Genomic DNA, 24,443 nt, shown 5'->3' on the forward strand with positions numbered 1-24,443 from the left:
TAGCGACCGAGAATCTTAAGGCAATTGAGCTAACAATGGATGTAAGGGAGGACGCACTACGATTTTTACGACATAATGGTGTTACCACTTTTTCAATGTTTCCTGAGTTGGATGGATTATCACGTCATCTTAACCATAGTTTGATAAGGCCTGCTTGGCTTTGATTATAGCAGTCTCAAACTTTTCGCAATGCTAGGCATTGGAGTTCCCTTTTTACGGGTTATGCTTTAATTGCCATTTCCACATTTTTTGCCAAACAAAAAATTAAGTAGACGTAGACGTTACGGAGCCTCTAAGTCTACATTTTTTTGATTTGGAGGAATCCCTATGAAAATCATCAGCATAGCCAACCGCAAGGGCGGCGTCGGTAAGACGGTCATTTCGGGCAACATCGCCTACGAACTGTTGAAAATGGGATACCTGGTCCTGATGGTGGACCTCGATTCCCAGTGTGACCTCAGCAAAATCTATCTGCCAGGCGGCTACGAAGGCAGCAGACGACCCTTGTGCCCAATTTGGGGAAGAGGGTCGTCTTTTACCAGTTAGGAAACCTTTATAACTTGTTTGTTACTTTATCAGTTTTAATATTCTCTTTAAATTGACAGCAAAGATCGCCATAGCCCCCTGTAACTCCATGTCAACAAGACCTGAAGATGACGCTACGTCATACCAAGTCCATAGCGGACTTTCACCGCCTAGTTACTGTCCATGCCAGGCGAACCAGTAAAACTATCTTGGGGTACCTATTCCCAAGGTAGTTTGAGCAGTGGAATTAGTCATTTTAACTTCTCTACGTGTCTGCTAAGCAAGGGTCATTATATTTCAACTGCTCCATAAAGGGGTATTTTATTCTCAGTATAGTAGATTACTCCCCGGCAACTTTCGCAACTTTTACCGCACAAACTTTATATTCATAAGTTTTGGTAACTTTATCACCGCAGCCACTAGTAATTTCATTTGTTGGGCATTCTGGATAATGGAAGGACATCCAGATTCCACCAGGCAATACGTCATCAGTTACCCAAGCTTTAGCCTGTACTGAACCACGGCGCGATGTGACGGTGACAAAATCTTGATCAACGATATTTAGACGTTTAGCATCATCAGGATGAATCATAGCACGTTCTTCAGGACGGTATTCCGTCAGCTGTTTGGAATAACCAGCCGTAGTTATGCAATAATGATAGAGAATACGTCCAGTAGTAAGCAAGAAGGGATATTCGGCGTCTGGCAATTCAGCAGGCGACTGATGTTCGATGGCTTTAAACACGCCTAATCCATGGGTGAATTTTCCATCGACATGGAGATACTGGGTGCCAGGATGCTCTTTATCCGGTACTGGCCACTGCAATCCATTTTTATCAATTCGCTCAAAGGATAGGCCGGCAAATATCGGACTCAATGAAGCCATTTCATCCATAATTTCACTGGGGTGGGTGTAAGACATTTGATAGCCCATTTTATTTGATAAGTCTCTTATGATTTGCCAGTCAGGACGACTGCCGCCGATAGGGTCAATCGCCTGACGTACCCTCTGCACCCGGCGTTCGCAGTTGGTAAAAGTACCATCTTTTTCAGCAAATGAAGAGGCGGGCAGTATAACATCAGCTAATTTGCCAGTCTCAGTCATAAAAATGTTTTGTACTACCAAAAACTCCAGATGCTCAAAGCCTTTACGCACATGATGGGCATCGCCATCAGAACGTATGGGGTCTTCTCCCATAACATACATGGCTTTTAGTTTGCCCGCAATGGAGGCATCAATCATGTCCGGCAGCATGTAACCGACTGTATCAGATAATTTCACTCCCCACGCTCGCTCAAATTTTGCGTGTACCTGAGGGTCATTTACCTTTTGATAACCCGAATAAACATTAGGCAGAGCTCCCATATCGCAAGATCCTTGTACGTTATTCTGACCACGCAGCGGGTTTACACCTGAGTAAAGTTTGCCCACATTGCCGGTCAGCATGGCTAAGTTAGCCAAACTCATAACGTTATCGGTACCGCAGGTATGTTCCGTAATACCCAGGGTATAGAATATGGAGGCCCGTTCAGCGGTGGCATACATTTTAGCCGCCTCAAACAATAAATGTTTAGGCACACCAGTTAGTTCCTCCACATATTCAGGGGTGTATTTTTCCACGACCTCTGCCATTTTATCAAAATCAGTGGTATTTTTGTTAATAAATTCCTGATCGTGCCAGCCATTTTTCAGTAGTGACGGTAGGGACGGTCCTTTTTGTCACACTGGTTTTCTCAGAAAAGTTGTCAATTAGGGTAGTGACGGTAGGGACGGTCCTTTTTGTCACACTGGTTTTCTCAGAAAAGTTGTCAATTAGGACCATCCCTAGGGACCGTTCCAGAAGGGAGGAGCGCCAATAATCCCGCTCCAGTGGCATCCAACTGCCCTGAATTTTAATCAAGAAAATATAGTACAATAGTAGTAAAATCGTTGACGGGTGAAAAGTAGATGAAAATACATATTAGGCAGGAAAATGAAGCTGACTTTGATAGGGTGTATGAAGTTGTGCAAATGGCATTCCACAATGCAGAGCATACCGACCATGATGAACACAATTTGATCAATAGGCTAAGAAAAAGTTCAGCATTTATTCCAGAACTATCACTTGTAGCCGTGGTTGATGATGAAGTTGTTGGGCATATCCTATTTACGCGTGTAGAAATTATCAATGCTAACGAAAGCCATACTGCACTTGCTCTAGCCCCTGTATCCGTTATACCTGCCAGGCAAGGCAACGGTATCGGGGGAACGCTGATTTTAGAAGGTCATAAAATTGCAAAAGAATTAGGATTTACGTCAGTGATTGTGCTTGGACACCCTGGATACTACCCTCAGTTCGGGTATATTCCTGCTAGTAAATTTGGCATAACTGCACCCTTTGAAGTACCAGATGAAGCCTTCATGGCATGTGCACTTACGTTAAATGGGTTGTTTAATGTATCAGGTACGGTTCAGTACGCAAAGGAGTTTTTTTCAAAAGCTAAATAAACGGAAGCACGGGGGACGCGTACCATTTTGACTTTAGTGTATAAGAAACCATAAGAGTAAGCATTATTGCGAAGCAAATTTTACGTTCCCTTGCTTCCGTCCCCTTGCTTCGTCGTTAAAGCCTATCAACCCTTATTTTTCAAGGATTGATAGGCTTTTATTCCTTAACAACTGCCAAAGATGAGATTATACTTCTATTCTGCCGCAAACTAATTAGTCATTTGACACTAAGATTTTACGAAATAGAAAGACGCATTGTTCTGGATATCGTAATAAATTGTTCCCGTTCGTAGAAGTTTTGCCCGATTTGGTTTTTTTCTAATACCATTAACTCAATATATTCAAGATTGCGGGATTGCGCCCAACTTTCCACTTTTTCTAAAAGCAAATGCCCGATCTTTTTTCTTCTATATTGTTCTTTTACAATAAAATCAACAATACAAGCGTATTTATGAGGCTTAACAGAAGGGTACGGCGGCGTTGCGTCTTCTTCAACATGTACCAACCCGACAATTTCATTGTCAATTTCAGCTATAATAAAGTCACCAGAATTGCCGCTTATTACAGCACACGGATATTCACCGTTTTCTGTCACAGAAACATAATTTGCAGGCTGTTGAGCAGCGTTATATGCAAAAAATTCTGTTAATAAGTTGCTAATTGATCGAAGGTCATCAAGAGTTGCCAATCTTATATTCATATACTGTCTCCTTGCCTCGCCAGCCTGATATTTCAAATGGCTACTATTGCTTCACATTACTTTAATTATGAGCCTATAATAACTTCATTTTACTACATAAGCCCAACTCTGTCACTTTCATTTCTTCCTGCCCCGCTTTTTGCCCTGCCCTTCAGAATGCTTGGATTTTTGAAGCACTTTCATCATTACTTCAAATTCAACATCAGTCAGCTTGGTATAGTCAAGTTGCTGCGAGTAACAGTTGATAGGTACTTAACATAAGATATACAAGAAGATGGTGGGAGGAGGAGCGAATGAAATATCAGGGCTTAACCGGCAAGGTAATACTCCCTGGAGATCCTGAATATGACCGGGCCAGGAAAGAGTACAACCTTGCAGTCAATAAATATCCGATTGCCATAGTGTACTGCTTTAACCAACATGACGTAGCTAACGCCGTTGTTTGGTCAAGAATGAATAAAGTACCGTTGCGCATCCGTTCTGGCGGCCATAACTACGAAGGATATTCAACCGGTAATGGCTACCTGGTGATTGATACCAGCTGCATGAATGATATAATCGTGAATACTGTCGATAATACAACAGAGGTCCAGGCAGGCACAAGACTGTTACCCCTATACAAACGTCTATCTGAATATGGTTATACCTTCCCGGGGGGGACCTGCCCGACGGTTGCTATTTCCGGTTTAGTGCTGGGAGGTGGCATAGGACTGTCCACCCGGCTGTTTGGCCTGATCGCAGACAGTCTTCTGGAGGCTGAGATGATTAATGCTGATGGGGACTTGCTAACAGCGAACAGCAACTGTAACTCGGATCTCTTTTGGGCGCTGCGAGGAGCAGGGGGCGGAAATTTTGGCGTTGTGACCAACTATAAGTTCGGCTTACAGAAAGCTGATAAAATAACTTTGATACAATTACGATGGGACCATAATGTGCTGGCAAGAAACAAATTTATAGGAATCTGGCAAGATTGGTTGCCAAATTTAGACCGGCGTATGAGTTCATTCAGTGGCATATATAAACGCGGAGCCTGGATGAACGCATTCTTTTACGGATTGCCGGAAGAAGCGCGAGAAATTCTTGGGCCGATATTGGATATACAAGGAATCAGCCAAGAGGTTATTGAGTATGTCCCGTTCATTAATGCAGTAGAAAGAATTGGGGCGATTTATGCAAAACGCGATGCCTTCCAGGCACCGGGGAGATTCGTGTTTTGCCATTTCACAAAAAGGCAGTTAGATAACCTGGGAACTATTATGGATAGGGCGCCCTCCGAGACGGAGTCGTCCATTCGGGTATATTCGCTGGGGGGAGCGGTCCGGAGCACCGGATCGGAAGCAACGGCCTTCCCGGCTAGAAATGCCGATTATATCATGGTGATTACGTCTTCCTGGGAGGAAAAAGATGAGGAGCTGTTGCACCGGGTGTGGATAAAAGAGGGTTATGACTATATTTATCAAATAACCAAAGGTTCTTATGTGAATTTCCCTTATGACCGAACACCATGTTATGAGGAAGCATATTTCCTGGAGAATTTGCCGAGATTGCAATGTATCAAGCAAAGATATGATCCCCACAACGTCTTCCATTTTCCCCAGGGTATCAGGTTGCCGTAACAACTGGAACAGTTCCAGGCAGACGAGGGGATGGTGGATATTTGACTTTTTGGCAAACAGAAAAATTAAGTTATCCAATGCTTAAGGGCATCATATAGTTTATAAAATGCTTCAGGTGGGTGCCATGGAAGAATCAATTCTCTTTTCTCTTGACTCTGAGCAGCAGGTACTACTCGCAGCTTTACTGGCGATAATAGTAGCTGATAAGCTTAACGAAGACCAACAAAATATTTTCGGGAACTTTCTAGAAGCATTGGGGCAAAACATTTTGCTAATACAGGCGATAGTATCATCTAATCCTCCATCAACAAAATCGGACAGTTTCTCAGATACACAAGTTCAAAACCTGCAAAAAAGCATTAATATGTTACAGCAGGATTTAGAAACAATCAAGGCAAAGATTGCCGCATTAGAAGAAAAACAGCAATAGGTATTGTAACAATAACATGGATTGTTACTGATTTAGAAAAAACGGGTATTTCGGCAGCAATGAGATAGATGGTTGATATGGAATCGGATTATACTACTTATTGTCTCAGCTTTATCCTGCTATGAATAAAGCCCGAAGGCAGCGGAGATATTGTCCACTGCCTTCGGGCTTTATTTTATCTAATACCTGTGTTAGGCTTTTTCACTGTATACCTGACGAAATTTAAGTGCCATCCCTAATGCCAGCCTGGTTTCAAAGTTGTCCAGTGAAACGCCCAGTACCGTCTCAATCCGATTCTTACGGAATAGAACTGTCTGGCGGTGAACATAAAGCCGTTTAGCCACTGTGGTTAAATTGTCAGTATGTAATATCACTTCCAGCGTATTCATTAGCTCCGTGCCTTGAATCCTGTCATATTCCACTAACCGGCCCAACGTGCGCTGCATGAAATCTTTTGCATAGCGACTGTGGACGACAGCCGGAAAAAATTGAAAAACGCCGATATCCAGATAATGTTGAATCATCAGCTCTGTTGCCCGTTTTCGCCCTAACTCCACGGCCAGCTGTGCCTGCTCATAAACCTTGGCAAACTGCCAGAATGTTCCAGCATGAAACTCGGCAATGCCTATGCGGCAGCGGCTTCCCGGCACGTGCCGATGTACCAATTCCCTCCAGCGGACGGCTTGCGCTATTTCATAATCCTTATCTATCTGCTTCTCTGATCCAACAGGTACCAGGAGTGCAATTCCATCCCTGCTTTCCCAGGCGATTACATCCTGTTCTTCGTGCAGCCGCAACAAAAGTAAATCCACCGCAGGTTGCTGTTCTGCGCGCTGTTCCTGCTCCTGGTCATCTTTTTTGCCTGGGCACGACTCCAGTGCTAAAAGATAACAGGAAAAATCCTGTGTCAAATTAAGATTCACTTGCCATGCCTGATCCAGAACTTCCTGCGTAGGCAACAGTTTTCCCTCGGCAAGATCATTTAACAATTCGCGCTGTCGGCGTTTTTCATAAGTCGATTCCAACAACGCTTTCGTACGCCGCTGCTCAGTCGTATCTGTCAAATAGCAGGCTGCCATTGGATGCTCCTCCTTCAGGCAGCTGAGTGGAGCAATTCTAACGTCGAAGGTTCTCCGTCCATGGCTGAGCTCCAGCGTATATTCACCGAATTGCAATCTGCCCTGATTGATTGAATAGCAAATTGCTTTGAGCAGGTTTTCCGCCGATTCCGCCGGCAACAGGCTATTAAGCTTTCGTCCTGGCCAGCTTGTCTTCGCATCTGCTGCCAGCAATCCGTTATCATCAAAAACTTCGGCCACAATACCCTCAATGTCAATAATCATCCCGGCTCCGGGCATTGTCCGCGAAAACTCCCGCAGCCGCAGCAGTGCTTTCTTCCTAGCCTCCTCAAGTGCCCGCCGTTCTGTAACATCTGTAACAGTTCCATAAATTTCAGCCGGTTGACCAGCAGCATCGGTTCGTACATTTCCCTTCACCCAAACCAGGCGGGTGTTGCCGTCAGGTAGCGCCAGCCATACTTCAATACTCAAGCTTTCCTGTACAGCCAGCCATTCCAAATCCTCCCACTGACGAATCCGTTCCTGATCCTCAGGTTGCAGCCGAGACCAGAAAATCTGCCGCCCTTGGATGGCAAACTCGTCCCGGTTGGACGCGTACAAGGCCAACAGGCCGTCCGAGCACGAAAAACGGCCTGTTGGCAAATGCAAATACCAACTGCCTGTCTTGCCAATTTTTTCGGCTTCAGTTAGTTGCCGTTTCATCTCCTGCTGTTCTGTTACATCCATGATGGCGGCAATCACTTTTTTTACCAGTCCGTCTGCCGACATAACCGGCTTATATTTACCGTAGACCCAGTAATCACTGTTTTCTCCGTTCGGTCGGTATTGGTTCAAAAATTCCACCGTTTGTCCTGTCAGGCACTTGGCAAAAATCTGCTCATGCTGCTCACGTATTTTTGGATCGTCTGGCAGCATCTCCAAAAAGTGGCGCCCCGGCGCACTTCCCCGGTCTATGCGGCAATTGTCGGCAAACCGCTGATTAACCAGAAGAAACAGGCCGTTAGAATCCATACAAGTGAGCATACACGGTGCGGCATCCCAAATCACCTGCAAAAACCGTTCACTGTCTGCCAATTGCCGGCACACATCCGCCAATCCTTTTTGCTGGCCAAGGCTGCGGCTGATGCCTACTAACTCCGCCCCGCCATCGGTGCGGCGAAAAAGAGAACAGGCCACCTCAACCCACACCGTCGAACCATCCCGGCAAGGCTGTTCAACCACCTCAAAGATTTTAATCCCATCGCTGCCAGCATCAGCAATTTGCGCTCGCCATTCATGGATTCTTTCAAGAATTCGGCGATAAGAAGATGGGGTCAGCATATCTTTTAACGTATGTCCCATAATTTCGTCTTTTTCATAACCCCGCAACTGTTTTATTGACGGACTCGTATCAAGCAATGCCAGTGTTTCCAGATCAATTCGCCACACTACCTGATCTAAGAATTCTGTTATAATTTGAAGATACATTTCCTGCCGGCGTAGTTCGTCTTTCTGTTCCATTTTTCTGCTACCTTCATTCTCAGGCAAGCCTGCATTTTTCTCACTATTCGTCACACACCACACCGCCTTTACAATATTATCTTATCCTTGAATCAAATATCGAACACCATTACCTGTAAACGAGGTTTTTTCATCTTATAGTACAACTTGAGCAGCTCCGTATTATACTAACAGTAAAATTGACGCCATACTCTTTTTAGATTTAACATAGTATTGAAATCATATTCTTGTATTAGCATTATATACTGAACGTATCAAAAGACAATAGCAAATAATAGGGGGTGTTAAATAAGAAACTATTTCTTATTCTAACGATTATCGCTGTCAAAGACCCGTGCACGTGATAACTGACAGCTAGTTTCCCCAGCAAGCCCGAGAGCTCCCTTTCCGGAAAGAGTCTCCGGGCTTGAAACACATTGGCAATATAACTGGCGAAGCAAGGGGACGTTGAGAAGCGAGGGGACGTTCATTTTGCTTCCCTTTGCTTATGTCTTAAAAATAATATTTAACCTGATATGGAGAACCATACCACCGGTAAAGGCGAAGCATGACCTCAATCCTTGCAATTTCCAAGGGTTGAGGTCTTATTTTTTCCTCATTTAAAACATGGGAAAAAGTAATTGACAGGTTGTCAACCGATAAATACTTGACTAAGTCAACTAATTGCTGATAGACTAATTATTGGTACTATTTATTTGCAGGGGGAATGAAAATGAATGATTTTATTGACCACCGTGTTTTAAAGGTTAGGAAGTTTAATCGATTCTATACCAATATTATTGGCCTTGTAAATAAGACCATCTTGGAAAGCCCCTACTCATTGGCCGAGACACGGGTGCTGCTGGAAATTGATAATGCTGTAACTTGTCTTGCCAGTGACTTAACAGAAATACTCCAGATTGACCCTGGGTATTTGAGTCGAATTTTAAGAAGACTGAAGAAAGAAGGCCTGATCGAAACAAAAAAATCTGCAACTGATGGCCGTTCACAGATTTTATCTTTAACAGACAGAGGCAAGGACACCTTTACCCAATTGTCAAATGCTTCTTCTGTTCAGATCGTTAAGTTATTAGAGTGCTTGCCACTTGGGGCGCAGCAACATCTCGTTGAGCATATGGCTACAATAGAGAGAATGTTATCAGGACGTATAGATGCCTCGGTTAGTATACGTGATTTCCAACCCGGGGATATCGGTTATATTGTCTACCGGCATGGAGTTTTATATGCTCAGGAATATCAGTTAGACTCGGTTTTTGAAAAATATGTCTTAGAGAGTTTGCTCAAATTTTTGGACAAACCTTCAGCAGGTAAAATTTTAATTGCTGAATGCTGCGGCACAATAGTAGGTTTTATTGGCATTGTTGAAATTAGCCCAACAACAGCCCAATTACGATGGTTCCTGATAGAACCCGAATTTAGAGGCGCTGGCCTGGGGCGGACCTTAGTAACAAAGGCCATGGAGTACTGTAATAGTAAAAACTATAATCACGTATTTCTTTGGACTTTCAAAGGGTTGGAAGCGGCACGACATCTGTATGAAGATTTTGGGTTTACGCTGACAGAGGAAAAAGAAAATAACACCTGGAAAAACCGGTTGATCGAGCAGCGGTTTGATGCCAGGCTATGCTAAAGAAGGAATGGGATACAACAAGAAAAAGGCGATGGTGTTGCTCATGCTGAGTTATGCCGATGAGTAACCGCAGAAGATAGTTAGATAATATAGATTACATCTTTACGGGGAGCCGCAGGTTTAAGTTCGCCTGCTGCATAACCCATAACAACTGAGCCATAGGCAATATGATCTTGGGGGATGCCCAATTCATCCAAAAGCTCCCGGATCTGTGGCATATGCGTAAGCCCTGGCAGTTGATTTAACCAGCAAGAACCGATACCAAGAGAATGAGCTGTTAGCATCATATTGCCAATTGCCAAAGCAGAATCCGGCATAGAGTTGCCGTTGTCTTTTAAATTCGAGACAAGGATGAAGGTCGGAGCATGATACAAAAAATCTGCATTCATATCTTTGGCTTTTTCAATTAGGCTAACGATATAGGGATGGGTTTCCGCCACTACAGGAATGGCCAAAAGTGTTTGACGAATTGCTTCATTAACTTTTGTTAAAATAGCCGGATTTTGGATAGCGGTAAATCTCCAGTTCTGCAATCCCATCCCGTTGGGAGCATAGCTTCCCGCCATGAGAATTGTTTGTAAGTTTTCTTTGGAGATTTGCTTTTTTTGATAAGCACGGACACTTCTTCTGGTCAGTATATTCTCTAATACGGCATTCATAGTTTCCTCCGTTATTGGTTCAGAATTTTTTCTATATAGGACAGCTTTGGCTTAGTATTTCCCCAAACCTCTTACCATATAAAAACGGCTGCTTTAAAAAGCAACCGTTTTTTTGAGTTTTACGGGCCGCCATCGTGCCGCTATCCATAAATCCGGATAAAGTCAGAAATCCTATTGGACAATAATAAAGGCCAGGCTTCTTTGATTTTTTCAAAAGGCCATTCCCACCAGGCAATTCTTAATAAATCACGTATCACCTGCTCATCAAACCGTAATCTGTACAGCTTGGCGGGATTACCCGCCACAATTGAGTAGGGAGCGACATCTTTGGTTATAACACTATGGGCCCCAATAACCGCTCCATCGCCAATTTTAACACCCGAGAGAATGAGTGCTTTGCTTCCTAGCCAAACATCATTCCCGATAATGACATCACCTTTTGACTTTGGATGGCCTGTAAAAGAATGCGCCTGCTCGCAAAGAACGTTAAAAGGATATGTGGTAATCCAATCTGAGCGATGTTCTCCGCCCAACATAATCTCCACGCCATTTGCGATAGAACAGAAACGGCCGATTTTCAAGGTTGTTCCTTCACCCCAAGATAAAACTGCAGGGGTGCCATAGGTCCAATCGCCGATATCATATTGCCGGTAGTGTTCATTTTGATTTAAAAAAAAGGACATAGTATCATTTCTCCTCTATACTGGATGTGTCGATAAAATATTATATAGAGAAATATGATGCTGTCAGGATGTCCTATTACGATATTTTCTGGCGATATATTTGGATTAGTAAAGGGTAATGAAGGCGTTGCTTCATTACCCTTTACTCCTTGGTTCCAGCTAAGCTATTAACCTTTTGAACTCCCCATTTGGTAACTAATCCAATGGCTATGTAAATGGGAAATCCGTAAGTCGGGTTCCATTTTAAGGGAATGTAAAGGTTCAGCCAAATCAATATTGGTTCGCAAATCCAAGTAAATATACCTGCAGCAATTGCAATTGCCAGTGTGTATCTCTTCCAATCCTTATAATTTTGATAGATAAGCATATATGTAACTGGCAAAGCAGAAAAGTTGACTTCTTCAAATCGAGGGAAAAGTGGAAAAATCTCAACTAAGTATGTCCACATGCCAAGTTCGTAGCCGATATGGTCAAATGATTCGGAAATAATCAGCACCCACGAGCCTAATAGCAGCGTTGCGGGTAATTGTTTCTTATCGACCATTTTTATAAAGATAATCCAGGGGATAATGAATACTGTTACCAGAAGCCACCACTGCCAGGTAAAGAGGTCAAGGTATCTCCATTCATATATACTAAGGCGAGTGATTTCCAAGGTCAAATCAAGGATTCGATTTGCGATTTCTTGATCATTCAAGCCATGCTCCACTCCCTAAGCTAAATATTAATGCAATTTCAGTGATTTTTTTATCTTCTCCAAAATCTCAATATATATAGTTATATTTCTAAAAATAATAAACAGGCCGCCCCAAAAGGCGGCCTGGCAGCTTGACGTTTACGGGAATATACTATTCCTTTTGATGAATAAACTCAACCATTTCCATAACTTCGCTCAGCCCCGGCGAGCGCACCAGATAGCCGTAATTGCCCAGTGCCGCGCTGAATACGCCGCTGACCGCTTCGTGCTGTACAATATACCGGCCGTATTTCCCGATGATCTCTTCATGGGAATGAACATAATTCTTGTTGAATTTACGTCCGATGTAAGCGCAGTGATATTTTCGCTGGTAATCGAGCGCGGTAGTACCGTTCATAACGATATTTGCCCACTCGTAATAAAGGTTAATGTCATTGGCAAAGTTGAACATATCCATGGTAAAACCGCCTGGCGGCCGCATATTGACCTCCAGTCCCATGACTTTCTTCCTGGCAGTCAGGAAGAACTCAAAATGGAAGAAACGCTCACGTATGCCGAAAGCCTTCAGCGTCGCCAGCCCCGCTTTTTCCAGGTTCGGGGGAAGCTTCCGCAGTGAGTAATAGTAGATGTCCTGGTCGTCATTGACTGTCTCCATTATGCCGGCAGAATATGTATGGGAGGTATAAAACACCGGCTTGCCATTGCTGTCAACAAGCCCGTCAAAGGTGTACAGCTTGCCCTGGACAAACCCTTCCAGGAAATATTCCCCAGAATTGCCGTCGCCGAATAAATCGGTCAGTTCCGCCGGAGTGGTAATTTTGTGAGTGCCGGCGGCGCCAACCCCGCTGTCAGGCTTTGCCACAACCGGGTAGCCCACTTCGCGAATAAATGCCTCAGCCTCTGCCAGCGAACAAACCACTCGGCCTGGAGCTACCTCCACACCTGCTTCGATAAACTTTTGCTTCATCAACGATTTGTGCTTGATTTCATCGATTGTGTCATTTTTTATGCCAGGGATATTAAAATCCGTACGGATTCTGGCATCTGTCGCCAGCCAATATTCCGTATGCGACTCAAACCGGTCAATTTTACCATATTTGTGGGTGAAATAACCCATCGCCCGCACAAGCTGGTCGTAGTCATGCATGTCGCTGACCCGATAATACTCTGTTAACGCCTCGCGCAGCGAATGGCTTAAATTTTCGTATTTCTCGTCAGCGATTCCGAGCACATTGGCACCTAATTTGCGTAAGTTAACACAAAAATGTAAATAGTTACTGGGGAAATGTGGTGATAAAAAAACAACATTCATAGGAAGTCCTCCTGTTCCTTTTAGTGTTCAGCCTGCTTATCATAGGACAGCACAGCTATTCCGCTGACTCAGTGATGTATTCATGCATGATACATAAATATTATAATATTAATATATATTTGTTGCTTTTTGACGAAATCCTGCTTTTGTCTTGCGTTTTATGTTATAATCAGTACTAAAAGGAAATGGATGATTGGAATGCACATTGAATATCATAAACATTGGAGCACCAGTCTTTGGAAGGACATGGAGATGAAGGTTTATGGACATGCAGGCAAACCTATTCTTGTTTTCCCGTCTTCCGGAGGAACATTTTATGAATATGAAGATTTTAAAATGGTGGAAGCCTGCCAATCATTTATTAATGCAGGCTCCGTTCAGTTTTTTACCGTAGAAAGCGTGGATGAGCAAACCTGGCTGCATACGAACAAGAACGCGGAGCAGCGCGCCCACCGGCACAGGGAATATGAAAATTATATCCTGGCGGAACTGGTGCCATATATCCGCAGCCGCAGTCCGTTTCATCAGCTAATGACCACAGGCTGCAGCCTCGGCGCCTTCCATGCCCTGAATTTTCTCTGCAAATATCCTGGCGTTTTTGATGCAACCATCGCTCTGAGCGGCGTCTATGATTTGCGCTTCAGTATGGGCAATTTTATGGACGATAATATTTATTATAATAGTCCGGTTCACTATCTTGCCAATTTGACAGACCCCTGGTTTCTCGATCAGCTCCGCAGCAGCACGATGATTATCTGTTCCGGGCAAGGGGCCTGGGAGGAAGAAACGCTGCAAGACACATATAACCTGATGAAAATCTTCAAAGCCAAAAGCATTCCTGCCTGGTTTGACATCTGGGGGCATGATGTGGCGCATGACTGGTCTTGGTGGCGGATACAAATGCCGTATTTCCTTGATAAACTGGGATATCATCATTTTTGATGCAGAAAAAACGTAAAAAACGGTCCGTATCACAATGACGTGATACGGACCGTTTTTTGCGTTTAACCAAAGAGCCACAAAAAAGCTTCAGGAAACCGTCTGGCCCAGTCTGCCTCGTTATGTTCAGCATCCTTTTCGATAATCAGCTTTACTTCCTCTTGACTAAAACCGGCGCAAATAAGCCGGTAATAGCTGTCCCAGACAAAATCCGCGTATTCGCGGGCGCTATTATACGAAAGCAGTTCCTTGGTTCCCACGTCAAGATAGATTCTCATATCGTCTTCCTTACACCAGCCGTTGAGACAATCCCCGGCAAAATGCATAGCCGGGGAAAAGGCGCCGATGCGGGAGAATACATCCGGTCGTGTAAAACCCATATACAAAGAAATGAGCCCACCCAGTGAACTGCCTGCCGTACCCGTATTGTACCGGTCCGGCAGAGTGCGAAATTTGCTGTCGATAAAAGGTTTAAGAGTATCCACAATAAAAGCCGCATATTTATCCCCGCTGTAGCCCGGGATATACTCATCAAAACGGACGGTGGCTCCGTTGTCAATGCCAACAACAATCGCACCGTTCGTTCTGTTTTCTGTACAAAGCCGGTAGAGGCTTTCGTCAACCCGCCATTCTCCCGAATACGAGGTTGCCATATCAAACAAATTCTGCCCGTCATGCATATATAAGACGGGATAACTCTGCTCCGGCTGCTCATAACCGGGCGGCAGATAAATCCATATTCTGCGGTAACGGTTGAGCTGAGGCAGCGGGAACCTTTCGATAATCTTTATGTTGCCGGTCACTGTATGCCCGTGAGGATTGGGTACGTAATCCTCCCAATCGATTATTTTCATGTAAACCTCCATTGTGCTGCTGCGTCATTACATTATGCCATAATTCCCCCTGGGAAAACAACGCTGATCTTTTGCCTGAAAGCAAGAAGAAGGCCGGAGTTTAATAAGGAGATAATCGTGCCAATGTACTGCGGGATGAAATACAGACCCTTCAATCAGGGAAGGCTTTTGCTTTTGCGGATGAAAAATATTCAATGACCGATTTGCTGAAATTACGCATGGCTTCAGGCAGATAACGCTCCTTCCTCCAGGCTAACCAAAAGGTTCGCCGGCAGGAGGGTGCTTCAATATGCAGGCTCACCGGCGAACTCTGCTGCCTTTCTTCCTGATACCAGCAGGCAGGCAGAAAGGCTACACCCAGTCCGGCATTGACCAGGCTTGCTATTACATCAATGCTTTCAATCTCAAATGCAACCGTGGGAGTAAAACCGGCCTGCAGGCAAAAATTATTTGTAATGGTCCGGAAGCCGAAATCGGTGGTAACACTGATAAAGGATTCGTTGGCCGCCTCCTTCAGGTGTATGCTGGTCCGTTCAGCCAGGCGATGATTAGGTGGAACGGCCAGGAAAATCTCCTCAACCAGCAGCGGTTCGCAATGAATTTCCGGATGTACAATTGGCGAGAAAAATATACTAAGGTCTATTTTCCCGGTTATAAGCTGCGTTTGCAATTCCTGTTGATTGGTGATATGACGAAGCCGGAACTTAATACCCGGATGAGCTGTCAAATATTCTTTCAGAAAATTTTGCAGCAGACGGGAGGAGGAGACGCCGACAGTAACGCTTCTGTCTGTGAGACCGGCCAGGTCTGCCAAATCACGCTGCCCGTTTTCCAGTTCGTTAAAGATCCGGTCCACCCTTTTCAGAAAAGTTTCGCCAAACAGGTTGAGGCGGATTCGTTTTCCTGTACGCTCAAACAAGGGAACACCCAGGCTTTCCTCCAGACGGGCAATGGTTTTGCTGAGAGAGGGCTGGGCAATATGGAGTTCTTCGGCGGAACGCGTTATATTTTCCAGCCGGGCAACAACCTGAAAGTATCTTAATTGAAGCAAATCCATAGGCATCACCTTTTCATAGCTTTTGAGGAATGAATATATAGTTAATTATATCTTTTTAATTATAAATCCTCAATGCTATAATTACTCACATCGGAAAGAACTGCTATACATTAACAGAGGAGATAAACATGACAAAGGCACGAATATGGACAAAGGATTTTTTGCTTAATGCGCTGGTGAACTTCCTCGTATATCTGGTGTATTTTCTGCTGATGATTATAATCGCGGGTTACGCAGTGGATAATCTGCAGGCCTCTTTGAGTGAAGCCGGTCTTGCGGTAGGCCTTTTCATTGTGGGGGCGCTTTTTGCCCGTTTCTTCGGCGGAAAATCAGTCGAGCTGGTCGGACGGCAAAAGATGCTTTATATAGGCTTGACCGTGTATCTGATTGCCACCTTGTTATATTTTAAATCAACCAATCTGCACTTTCTCTTTTTTGTCCGATTTTTGCACGGAGTAGGCTTTGGGCTGGCTACAGTCGCCACCGGGACCATTGTCGCCAACATTATTCCGGGGGCAAGGCGCGGCGAAGGTATCAGCTATTACGCAATGAGCAGTACGCTGGCGTCGGCTTTTGGCCCGTTTTTAGGAATATATCTGAACCAGCAGGTAAGCTTTAACGCAATTTTAGGTATCTGTATTTTGCTGGTGGTCATTTGTTATATTGCGGCGTTTTTGCTAAAAGTGCCGGAAGCGGCGTTAACGGCGGCGCAGCTGGAGGATATGAAGCGCTTTACATTGAGCAATTTCGTTGAATTTAAAGCACTGCCGATTTCGGCGATTGGGGCAATTCTCGGCTTATGCTATTCCGGAATTGTCGGTTTTATCGCCTCCTACACAAGAGAAATTAATTTAATAGAGGCAGGCAGTTTCTTCTTTATCGTTTATTCGGCAGCCATCCTGATTTCCAGGCCGCTAACCGGTCGCTGGTTTGATTTAAAGGGAGAGGGGTTTGTGCTGTATCCGTCTTTTGTTCTTTTTGCGATTGGCCTGGCTATACTAAGCCTGGCGCGGCAGGATTTCATCCTTCTGCTGGCCGGGATGTTCATCGGGCTTGGTTTTGGCACCTTTTTGTCCAGCGGGCAGGCGGTCGCCATTAAGTCGTCGCCAGACCATCGCATGGGGCTGGCAACATCGACTTTTTTTGCCATTACAGATATCGGGGTGGGATTAGGGCCGTTCTTTTTGGGTCTGTTGGTTCCTTTCTTCGGTTTTCGCGGTCTATATATGAGTATGGCCGGAGTCGCTCTTTTGGCAATGGGCTTATACTATCTTTGGTGCGGGAAAAAAGCGCAGCCTGAAAAGCGGTTTATTTCCTGTTCTCCTTGACATTCCCGGTGACCTTGTTGAAAACTGCGGCATAACCCAGTATAATTTAAATATTATAGTTTGATTGTATTCACACTTGGCGAAGCGTGTGAAGTATTAAATTAGATAGGCGGATACATGATGAGAATTTCCAAGAAAGATGCGTTGATATGGTTTGATTTTTTTTCACAATTGTCTGAGGAAGAAGAAATTAGCATCAAGCATGAAGAAATCATTTACGCTACCTTTGCGCAAATTGAGGCAGCAATTGATCATCGAAATGAGATGCTGATGTCGGAAATCAGAGGCTTGCAAACCTTAGAAAATAGAACTCTTTTTGTGGGAAATGAAAGCAAATTCCCCCAAGGCTGCCGTTCTTGTCTGTTGGGTACCGGGCTGAGCGCAATTAGGAAAACGAACACATGTAATTTAGAATGTAAGTTCTGTTACAATTATGGCGAACTGGACGACATTCATCCGGTTGGCGAAGGCCTGTGGGAAATTGGCGGCACAAAATTTTACGAGAAGGATATTGATTTGCTGCTTTCCATTTACCAAAAACCCACTGGCATTTCCTACGTTTATTTAGAGCCTTTTATGGAAATAGAAAAATACTATCCGATTATAAAGAAATTCAGTGCTGCTCAAATTTATCAGCATTTATACACAAATGGCACGTTAGCTACAGAAGAAACACTGAAAGCATTAGGTGAAGCCGGGCTTAATGAGATACGTTTCAACTTAGGTGCTTCTAATTGTTCGGACAAAGTAATTAAAAATATTGGCCTGGCGAAAAAATATATTAAACATGTAGGTATTGAAACTCCAATGACTCCCGAGTTTTTCGAAGTGTTTTTTAAGAAAAAGCAAGCAATCTTTGAAACGAAACTGGATTTTATCAATTGTGCGGAATTACATTTGAATGAGAATAACATAGGTAATTATTATGGGGAAAATATGTATATTTCCCGGCATGGCTATATATCTCCCGTTTGGAGCAGGGAATTAACTTTGAAATTCATGAAAATAGCTGCTGAAGAAAACTGGGATGCAGCTGTGCATGATTGCTCCAACTACACAAAGTTTGCAAGAGGGTTAAATTTGAGCAGCAAAGCGGGTATGTTATTCGGAGCAAGCAATTATGCCTGTGAGTTTTCTATGATTCCGTACGAAATATTTATACCAATACTGAATGACGATAGTTTCACATTTTTACATGAAGAAGAATTGCCTGACGGCTATAAACCGGAAATTATGGATTTTTAGATTGGGGTATCTAATTGAAGTGGGTGCTGCCTAACCGTTTTGTATATAGATAAGAACATATAGAATTTTAAAGTTCCTGCAAAATGGTCTGATAATTTGCAGGAACTTTTGTATTTGATGGCAAGTATTCATAAAACTGTAACAGGTTTTGGTTTGGAGAACAGTCCTATTATAACGAAAACTTTTTAACTGCGTTTTGCAGTGCATCAGCCGTATTGACCAGTACGTGCTGTACCTCTTCGATAGCCGTAACCTGGTCCTGGGTGGCTACTGAAACCTGCGTTGTCTGCGTTACTGTATTTTTGCTCATGGATTCGATATCCTGGACTGCAGTCAAGATGTTCTGGCTATTTGTGGCAATCGTTTCTATAGAGGCAGTGATACCTTGAATTTGTCCTGATACTTGGTTGGTCATGGCAATAATTTCATTGAAGGTATCACCAACACTGCTAACCATCGAGACTTCCAGTTTGACTACATCACTGCTTTTGTTCATTGCGGCAACGGCGTTATGAGTATCTGCCTGGATCTCGATAATTAACTCGCCGATTTGTTTGGCGGCGAGTTGGGATTGTTCCGCCAGTTTGCGCACTTCATCAGCTACAACAGCAAAACCGCGTCCTTGTTCGCCGGCGCGAGCCGCCTCGATAGCCGCATTCAATGCCAATAAGTTGGTTTGACTGGCAATTCCTGAAATAGTATCAAGAATTTGCCCAATTTCTTTAGAACGATCATCCAGCTTTGTTACAAGCTTAGAGGATTCTTCAACATTGACCGCAAGGTTTTGCATTTGGGAAACTGCCTGTTCAATTGATTTGCCGCTGTCCATTGCTGATTGAGCAGTCCTTTCTGATACGGAAGCAACTGCAGTGGAATCGGCAGCAATTTGTTGAATGTTGTCAACAATTTCGGTTATCAGCGAGGCGGTAGTATCAAGAGTAGCCACTTGTTCGTTGACAGAGTCAGTAATGCTCGCAATGGAATTGGCGACTTGTCCTGCCGTAACTTCAGAATGGGCCGCGCAGGCTGTTAACTGTCCGGATGACGATGAAACTGCCTCAGCCGTGACTAATACTTGTCTAAGCAGGCTCTTGAGTCCGCCAATCATTGCATTGAAGTTCTGTGCCAACTTACCGATCTCATCATTTTGCTGGTTGGTTATTTCAATGTTCAAATTACCGGTTTTCATAGCTTCAGTGGCGTCTACCAGTTGGATAATAGGCCTGGTAATGTAATTGGCAACAAACACACTGATGAAGCCTACCACCAGGATGGTAATCAGCAGAATAGAGAGATTTGCCATCAGTAGTCTGTCATTTTTAGCATTAAATTCATCGAAGGATTTTTCCATGCAAATAATCCAGCGTGTTTTAGGATCATACACATAATTGACCAGCTTACGGACACCATTATCATCAATGATTTCTTCCCTGCCGCTTTGACCTTGTTTTGCCTTCTGCACAAAGGGGAGGCTGCTCATATCCTTGCGTTCGTTTGAAACCTGTTCATCGGGATGGGCGGTAATTTTTCCGTCCTGATCGAGGATGTAGGCGGTAACTCCGTTTTGAGACCGCTTAATGACAAAGTCTTTAAGAAATGAGAGATTGATGGAGGCTTGCAAAACGCCGGTCACTGCTCCATTTTCCGTACGTATCGGTGTGGCGATAGCAACTACCGGTTTGCCGTCTGTCTTACTAATCAGAACTTCAGAAATTACTTCCTCTTTTCCTTGTATCGCTTCCTGATAAAAAGTCCTGTCGCCAACCTTTACTAATTTGGCATTATCGCCTCTTACCAGCTGATTACCTTTATTGTCATCAACAGTCATGGCAAGTGCGGTAAATACTTTCTGTGTGTCACTCAGCAGCTGACCTGCCGCCGGGAGATCGTAATTTCTTACCGGGGCGGTCTGGGCGGTCCCTCTAAGTACCTCAAGGTGTTTATCGATATAATCCCGGGTTTCTGACTTTAATACTTCCAGTTCACTGGTACTAAGTGAATAGAAATCGTCCTGGAGGGATTTATAATACAATGAAAAAGAAAAAAGAGAGGCTCCGAGCAATGGGATACAACTAATAATTATCAACAGAATAAAAAACTTTTTTTTCATTAGTCATTAGCTCCTTGTTGAAATGCACGAATATAAGTTACCCGTGCTTGTTCATCGTTTGAATAACCCCAATACATTTACTAAAAGTGCCACCAAACCGCCGGCAATAAGCGGCCCGACAGGCAGCCCGCGAAAGAAACAAACACCGATAACTGTGCCGATAATCAGAGCCGACACTGTTTCCGGCGATTCTTTCATAAAAATGACTCCCTGACCTGCCACCCAGGCCAGGAAAACCCCAATCACAACTGCGAGAAAGCCAACCGGTGACTTGAAAATAGCCAGCATGTCATTCATAGCTATATGACCCTGGGCAACCGGGCTCAGGACGGCAATTGTCAGAATGACAATACCAATATTTATACCGTGCTTGTCTATAAACGGCAGGTAATTTTCAAGACCTAATCTGGGAATGAGCAGCAGAACCAAGGCAGCTACAGCTACAGTATGGTTATTGCCGATAATCGATAACGCCAGTATTATCAATAAAGGAAGGCTATCCCAATTCATTTGTTCACATCCTAGCCATGATTTTCAGTGGTTCATAACAGCAACTGTCAGCTTGCAGTGAGCTATCCCGGCTTATTTAATTTCATTGTATTTTTTTAAACAAATAGTATCAAAAGTATCCCATTGTAACCGGTTAATACAATCAGACCAGACAGCTTCCTGTTTTCCCAGAAATTCCAACCGTTCCAGCATATGCTGGGTAATCTGGTCTTTTTTGATTACGATAACACCAGAATCATCAGCAACGATAATTCCACCGTCCAACTCCTGTTTACGTTTGTTATAATAATCCTCATCAAAGCCGGTATCTGTATTAATACAACCGATTGGCGACCGGCCATAAGTCCACATGGGATAATTTTCTTTGATCAGTTGTTGAACATCGCGTACCAAGCCGCTAACCACGATGCCTTTGGCCTGACGATGGGAAAAAATATATTTTGCAATCAGATCACCAATAATCGCTTTGCCGTCGCAATTCACTGCATCAATATAAACTACAGCGTCTTTAGGCGTACTGCGGATATAATTATGTACATGATAATTAGAGCTGTTGAACGCAGGAATATAGTGAATGAGTCCTGCTACTCTGCTGCCAGGCAATAAAATCTGCAATTTGGGATCCAACTCTCCCGTTTTATGCATAGCATCGGCTATTTCGGTTGTACTCATCCGGTTGTAATCAATATACTCCAGTATTTTTTTTTGCAATGAGGTCAACTCCATTTCGCCAACTCCTTTCATAATCTGTTTTTCCCAAACAAATAAACCAGCCCCATAGCTGGTTTATGAGGCGTTTAGCGGTTAAACCAAACGGCAACCTGGCAGTCATAGGCATCCTCGCCCTTAGATCCATGGCTTTGCGTCCTTACCTTTCGATAAGTATGCTCAATATGTATTTATGTATATTCCAGGCTTTACATTTGGCTAATACCCTATACGCTAAGATAATAACATGAATTTGTATAAACATTCTATAAATGTTAATAGATGTTAATAAACCTTGCCAAATCTTAATAGAAGCGACGGGACGCTCCCGGGTTTTTAACAGTTCAATATACCAGTAATATAAAAACAACCACAGGTTGAATTAGCCTTGAACACTTGCAACTATAGTTTGCTGGACTTATAAATTGCGGTTAGTTTACAATGAGGTTGTCAGTACTGAACAACTCAAAGAGGGAAGATGCTATGATTCATAATGATAGTGAACTAGGGCGGCGAATTGCTTTGCTGAGAAAAGAAAAAGGCTATACACAAGAAAAGGTTGGCGACTTACTAAAGGTAACGCCGCAGGCCATTTCCAAGTGGGAGCAGGGCAATGCCTTGCCGGATACCCTGCTGCTCCCGCCTTTGGCAAGATTGTTCGGCGTGTCCATTGACTACCTGCTGACAGGAGAAAGTCTTGCAGGCAAGGCAGGGCCGTATGACGGAGAGTATCGGAAAGAGAACTTCTATTGGGGAATACAGCCTTCAGAGCTTGCCGGGCAAATTATCGACATTTTGCAGGGCGACACAGCGAATAAACGGTTGCTGGATATTGGCAGCGGCGAAGGCCGGGATGCAATCTACTTTGCCAAATGCGGTTTGCAAGTAGATGCCTTGGAGCTTTCCGCGCCCGGTGTGGAAAAGATTAAACGCTATAGCCGGTTGTCAGGTTATGCGGTGAATGTTATTCATGCTGATATGATTGGCTATGACCTGGCGGAAGAGTATGATGTGATTTACTCTCACGGCTCACTCCAATTCTTGCCGCCGGCAGAGCGGCGAAAGCATTTTGATAAGTATAAACAATATACAAAGACCGGTGGCTTAAACGCTCATCTTATTTTTGTTGAAAAGCCATTCATTAAGTTAGCACCTGATTGGGAAAGGAATGAATTTTTCTTTTCGTCGGGAGATTTGGCCGGGTATTATCATGACTGGGAGATTTTGCGCTGTGGGGAAGAAATCATTGACTGCGATTCGGCAGGAATTCCGCATCGCCATGCGGTGAATTGTATTCTTGCCAGGAAGATATAGTTCCGTGTTAAAGAATCTGGCAGGTTCAGGCGGGTGGTGCCTTGCCAGACAATAAAACGGCTGAGAGATGTACTCTCAGCCGTTTTATTAGTCACAGGTGATTGGTTACCAATTTCAAGTAGAGGTAGGGGTTTACCGTGGAAGATACGTTTATGCTGTCCGTACCGCCCGGGTTTTCTTGGTAGTAAGATATACCCCGAAGATTATCCAGATGCCGCCGGCAATTTCATGCCAGCCTACATGTTCGTGAAGCAATACTACCGACAGCGCCATTGCGGCTAGCGGGATTATATTTGTGAAGATGGCGGCGCGGTTAGCGCCTACCACTCTGACCCCGGTGTTCCACCAGTTCATTGCTAAAATACCGCTGCCGATTATCATATAGCTTAATGAGAGCAGGGTGTCATAAGACAGTCTGGACGGTGCTGCCACTCCTTCATAGAGTGCGGCTATCCCCATAAAAATTGCTCCGCTGAACCCGGCCCACGCCGTTACCCCCATTGGCGACACATCTTCCATTACCCTCCGGCCAAGCAGGGTATATACTGCCCAGGAGGCCTGACTGACCAGGAACAATAGGTCGCCTTTATTAAACGACAGGTTTTTAATAATTTCCATTGAGCCGTGGGCTACCAAGTAAACAACTCCCAACAGTGATATGAAAATTCCCAGCCATTGTTTTTTGTTCATGGTTTCTTTTAGAAATAGTACTGCCAGGATGGCGGTTATTGCCGGGGTTGTTGCCGCTACCAGTGAGCAGTTGACAACCGTTGAGTATTGCAAGCCGATAAACTGAAGGCCATTGTTTAGCACAATGCCGGTAATCCCCATCAGGATGAGGGGCAGTATTTGATGTTTGGGCGGCAGGGCATGCCGCCCTTCTTTTATGAACATGATGCTTAAGAGAATGGCACTGATGCCAATATAACGGATGAGAACTGTCATAATGGGGGTTATTTCGCCAAGCACGCTTTTAACGGCAACCGGATTACCGCCCCATAAAACAGCCGTCAGCACCAGGAAAAAATACATTTTATCGTTTTTTGAATGCATGATTCA

The 24,443-nt window shown here is 44.1% G+C and carries 21 protein-coding genes, 1 pseudogene and 1 riboswitch; of the genes and pseudogenes, 9 read left to right on the top strand and 13 right to left on the bottom strand.

Annotation, left to right across the window (positions count from 1 at the left end):
- Positions 1-327 precede the first annotated feature (327 nt).
- The gene (locus GT1_RS22540) at positions 328-546 is read left to right on the top strand and encodes a ParA family protein (protein WP_188399062.1); all 219 of its coding nucleotides are present in this window, start codon (positions 328-330) and stop codon (positions 544-546) included.
- A gap of 319 nt (positions 547-865) precedes the next feature.
- Here the strand turns inward: GT1_RS22540 and GT1_RS12705 are convergent.
- A pseudogene (locus GT1_RS12705) lies at positions 866-2,221 on the bottom strand (molybdopterin oxidoreductase family protein); the annotation flags it as partial.
- 252 nt (positions 2,222-2,473) lie between these two features.
- Here GT1_RS12705 and GT1_RS12710 point away from each other — a divergent pair.
- Entirely contained in the window at positions 2,474-3,013 is a 540-nt protein-coding gene (locus GT1_RS12710) for a GNAT family N-acetyltransferase (RefSeq protein WP_188399063.1), read from the top strand.
- 235 nt (positions 3,014-3,248) lie between these two features.
- Here the strand turns inward: GT1_RS12710 and GT1_RS12715 are convergent, their stop codons facing one another.
- On the bottom strand, positions 3,249-3,713 hold the full coding sequence (locus GT1_RS12715) for a GNAT family N-acetyltransferase (RefSeq protein ID WP_188399064.1): 465 nt from the start codon (positions 3,711-3,713) through the stop codon (positions 3,249-3,251).
- A gap of 293 nt (positions 3,714-4,006) precedes the next feature.
- Here GT1_RS12715 and GT1_RS12720 point away from each other — a divergent pair, with 293 nt between their 5' ends.
- Both GT1_RS12720 and GT1_RS12725 read left to right on the top strand, forming a co-directional pair.
- Positions 4,007-5,329, top strand: coding sequence for an FAD-binding oxidoreductase (locus tag GT1_RS12720; protein ID WP_188399065.1), 1,323 nt, complete (start codon positions 4,007-4,009; stop codon positions 5,327-5,329).
- A gap of 124 nt (positions 5,330-5,453) precedes the next feature.
- Complete coding sequence (locus GT1_RS12725) at positions 5,454-5,759, top strand: hypothetical protein (protein WP_188399066.1); 306 nt, start codon at positions 5,454-5,456, stop codon at positions 5,757-5,759.
- Positions 5,760-5,950: 191 nt separating this feature from the next.
- Here GT1_RS12725 and GT1_RS12730 read toward each other — a convergent pair whose 3' ends face one another.
- Complete coding sequence (locus GT1_RS12730) at positions 5,951-8,392, bottom strand: PAS domain-containing protein (protein WP_188399067.1); 2,442 nt, start codon at positions 8,390-8,392, stop codon at positions 5,951-5,953.
- A 658-nt stretch (positions 8,393-9,050) separates the two neighbouring features.
- Between GT1_RS12730 and GT1_RS12735 the strand changes: the two genes are divergently transcribed.
- On the top strand, positions 9,051-9,968 hold the full coding sequence (locus tag GT1_RS12735; RefSeq protein WP_188399068.1) for a helix-turn-helix domain-containing GNAT family N-acetyltransferase: 918 nt from the start codon (positions 9,051-9,053) through the stop codon (positions 9,966-9,968).
- Between the two features lie 80 nt (positions 9,969-10,048).
- Here the strand turns inward: GT1_RS12735 and GT1_RS12740 are convergent, their stop codons facing one another.
- The 4 genes from GT1_RS12740 to GT1_RS12755 form a co-directional block, all read right to left on the bottom strand.
- On the bottom strand, positions 10,049-10,627 hold the full coding sequence (locus GT1_RS12740; RefSeq protein WP_188399069.1) for a nitroreductase family protein: 579 nt from the start codon (positions 10,625-10,627) through the stop codon (positions 10,049-10,051).
- 140 nt (positions 10,628-10,767) lie between these two features.
- Positions 10,768-11,310 (bottom strand): CatB-related O-acetyltransferase, encoded by a 543-nt coding sequence (locus GT1_RS12745; RefSeq protein WP_075757605.1) that lies wholly within the window; start codon positions 11,308-11,310, stop codon positions 10,768-10,770.
- Between the two features lie 142 nt (positions 11,311-11,452).
- The gene (locus tag GT1_RS12750; protein WP_188399070.1) at positions 11,453-12,007 is read right to left on the bottom strand and encodes a CBO0543 family protein; all 555 of its coding nucleotides are present in this window, start codon (positions 12,005-12,007) and stop codon (positions 11,453-11,455) included.
- Between the two features lie 151 nt (positions 12,008-12,158).
- Entirely contained in the window at positions 12,159-13,319 is a 1,161-nt protein-coding gene (locus GT1_RS12755; protein ID WP_188399071.1) for an acetyl-CoA carboxylase biotin carboxylase subunit family protein, read from the bottom strand.
- A 252-nt stretch (positions 13,320-13,571) separates the two neighbouring features.
- Between GT1_RS12755 and GT1_RS12760 the strand changes: the two genes are divergently transcribed.
- Positions 13,572-14,261 (top strand): esterase family protein, encoded by a 690-nt coding sequence (locus tag GT1_RS12760; protein ID WP_223226235.1) that lies wholly within the window; start codon positions 13,572-13,574, stop codon positions 14,259-14,261.
- Between the two features lie 62 nt (positions 14,262-14,323).
- Here the strand turns inward: GT1_RS12760 and GT1_RS12765 are convergent, their stop codons facing one another.
- Positions 14,324-15,112 carry an alpha/beta hydrolase gene (locus tag GT1_RS12765; RefSeq protein ID WP_188399073.1) on the bottom strand — a complete coding sequence of 263 codons (789 nt, stop codon included), beginning with the start codon at positions 15,110-15,112 and terminating at the stop codon, positions 14,324-14,326.
- Between the two features lie 151 nt (positions 15,113-15,263).
- Positions 15,264-16,169 (bottom strand): LysR family transcriptional regulator, encoded by a 906-nt coding sequence (locus tag GT1_RS12770; protein ID WP_188399074.1) that lies wholly within the window; start codon positions 16,167-16,169, stop codon positions 15,264-15,266.
- 128 nt (positions 16,170-16,297) lie between these two features.
- On the opposite strand from GT1_RS12770, the gene GT1_RS12775 reads away from it, so the two are divergent.
- A complete protein-coding gene (locus GT1_RS12775) occupies positions 16,298-17,497 on the top strand; it encodes an MFS transporter (protein WP_188399075.1) in 1,200 nt (399 codons plus the stop codon).
- A 120-nt stretch (positions 17,498-17,617) separates the two neighbouring features.
- The gene (locus tag GT1_RS12780) at positions 17,618-18,742 is read left to right on the top strand and encodes a radical SAM protein (protein WP_188399134.1); all 1,125 of its coding nucleotides are present in this window, start codon (positions 17,618-17,620) and stop codon (positions 18,740-18,742) included.
- Positions 18,743-18,911: 169 nt separating this feature from the next.
- Here GT1_RS12780 and GT1_RS12785 read toward each other — a convergent pair whose 3' ends face one another.
- The 3 genes from GT1_RS12785 to GT1_RS12795 all read right to left on the bottom strand — a co-directional run bounded on the left by GT1_RS12785 (position 18,912) and on the right by GT1_RS12795 (position 22,088).
- Positions 18,912-20,774: a methyl-accepting chemotaxis protein gene (locus tag GT1_RS12785; RefSeq protein ID WP_223226237.1), complete on the bottom strand. Its 1,863-nt coding sequence runs from the start codon at positions 20,772-20,774 to the stop codon at positions 18,912-18,914.
- A gap of 129 nt (positions 20,775-20,903) precedes the next feature.
- Positions 20,904-21,362 (bottom strand): DUF441 domain-containing protein, encoded by a 459-nt coding sequence (locus GT1_RS12790; protein WP_188399077.1) that lies wholly within the window; start codon positions 21,360-21,362, stop codon positions 20,904-20,906.
- 72 nt (positions 21,363-21,434) lie between these two features.
- Entirely contained in the window at positions 21,435-22,088 is a 654-nt protein-coding gene (locus GT1_RS12795; RefSeq protein ID WP_188399078.1) for an RraA family protein, read from the bottom strand.
- Positions 22,089-22,174: 86 nt separating this feature from the next.
- Positions 22,175-22,261: riboswitch (cyclic di-GMP riboswitch) on the bottom strand.
- 292 nt (positions 22,262-22,553) lie between these two features.
- Between GT1_RS12795 and GT1_RS12800 the strand changes: the two genes are divergently transcribed.
- Positions 22,554-23,384, top strand: coding sequence for a helix-turn-helix domain-containing protein (locus tag GT1_RS12800; RefSeq protein WP_223226238.1), 831 nt, complete (start codon positions 22,554-22,556; stop codon positions 23,382-23,384).
- A gap of 150 nt (positions 23,385-23,534) precedes the next feature.
- On the opposite strand, the gene GT1_RS12805 is transcribed toward GT1_RS12800, so the two are convergent.
- Positions 23,535-24,437 carry a DMT family transporter gene (locus GT1_RS12805; RefSeq protein WP_188399079.1) on the bottom strand — a complete coding sequence of 301 codons (903 nt, stop codon included), beginning with the start codon at positions 24,435-24,437 and terminating at the stop codon, positions 23,535-23,537.
- Between the last annotated feature and the right edge of the window lie 6 nt (positions 24,438-24,443).

Origin of the sequence: Sporomusa sp. GT1 (assembly GCF_014634905.1) — a bacterium.
Lineage (GTDB): Bacteria > Bacillota > Negativicutes > Sporomusales > Sporomusaceae > Sporomusa > Sporomusa sphaeroides.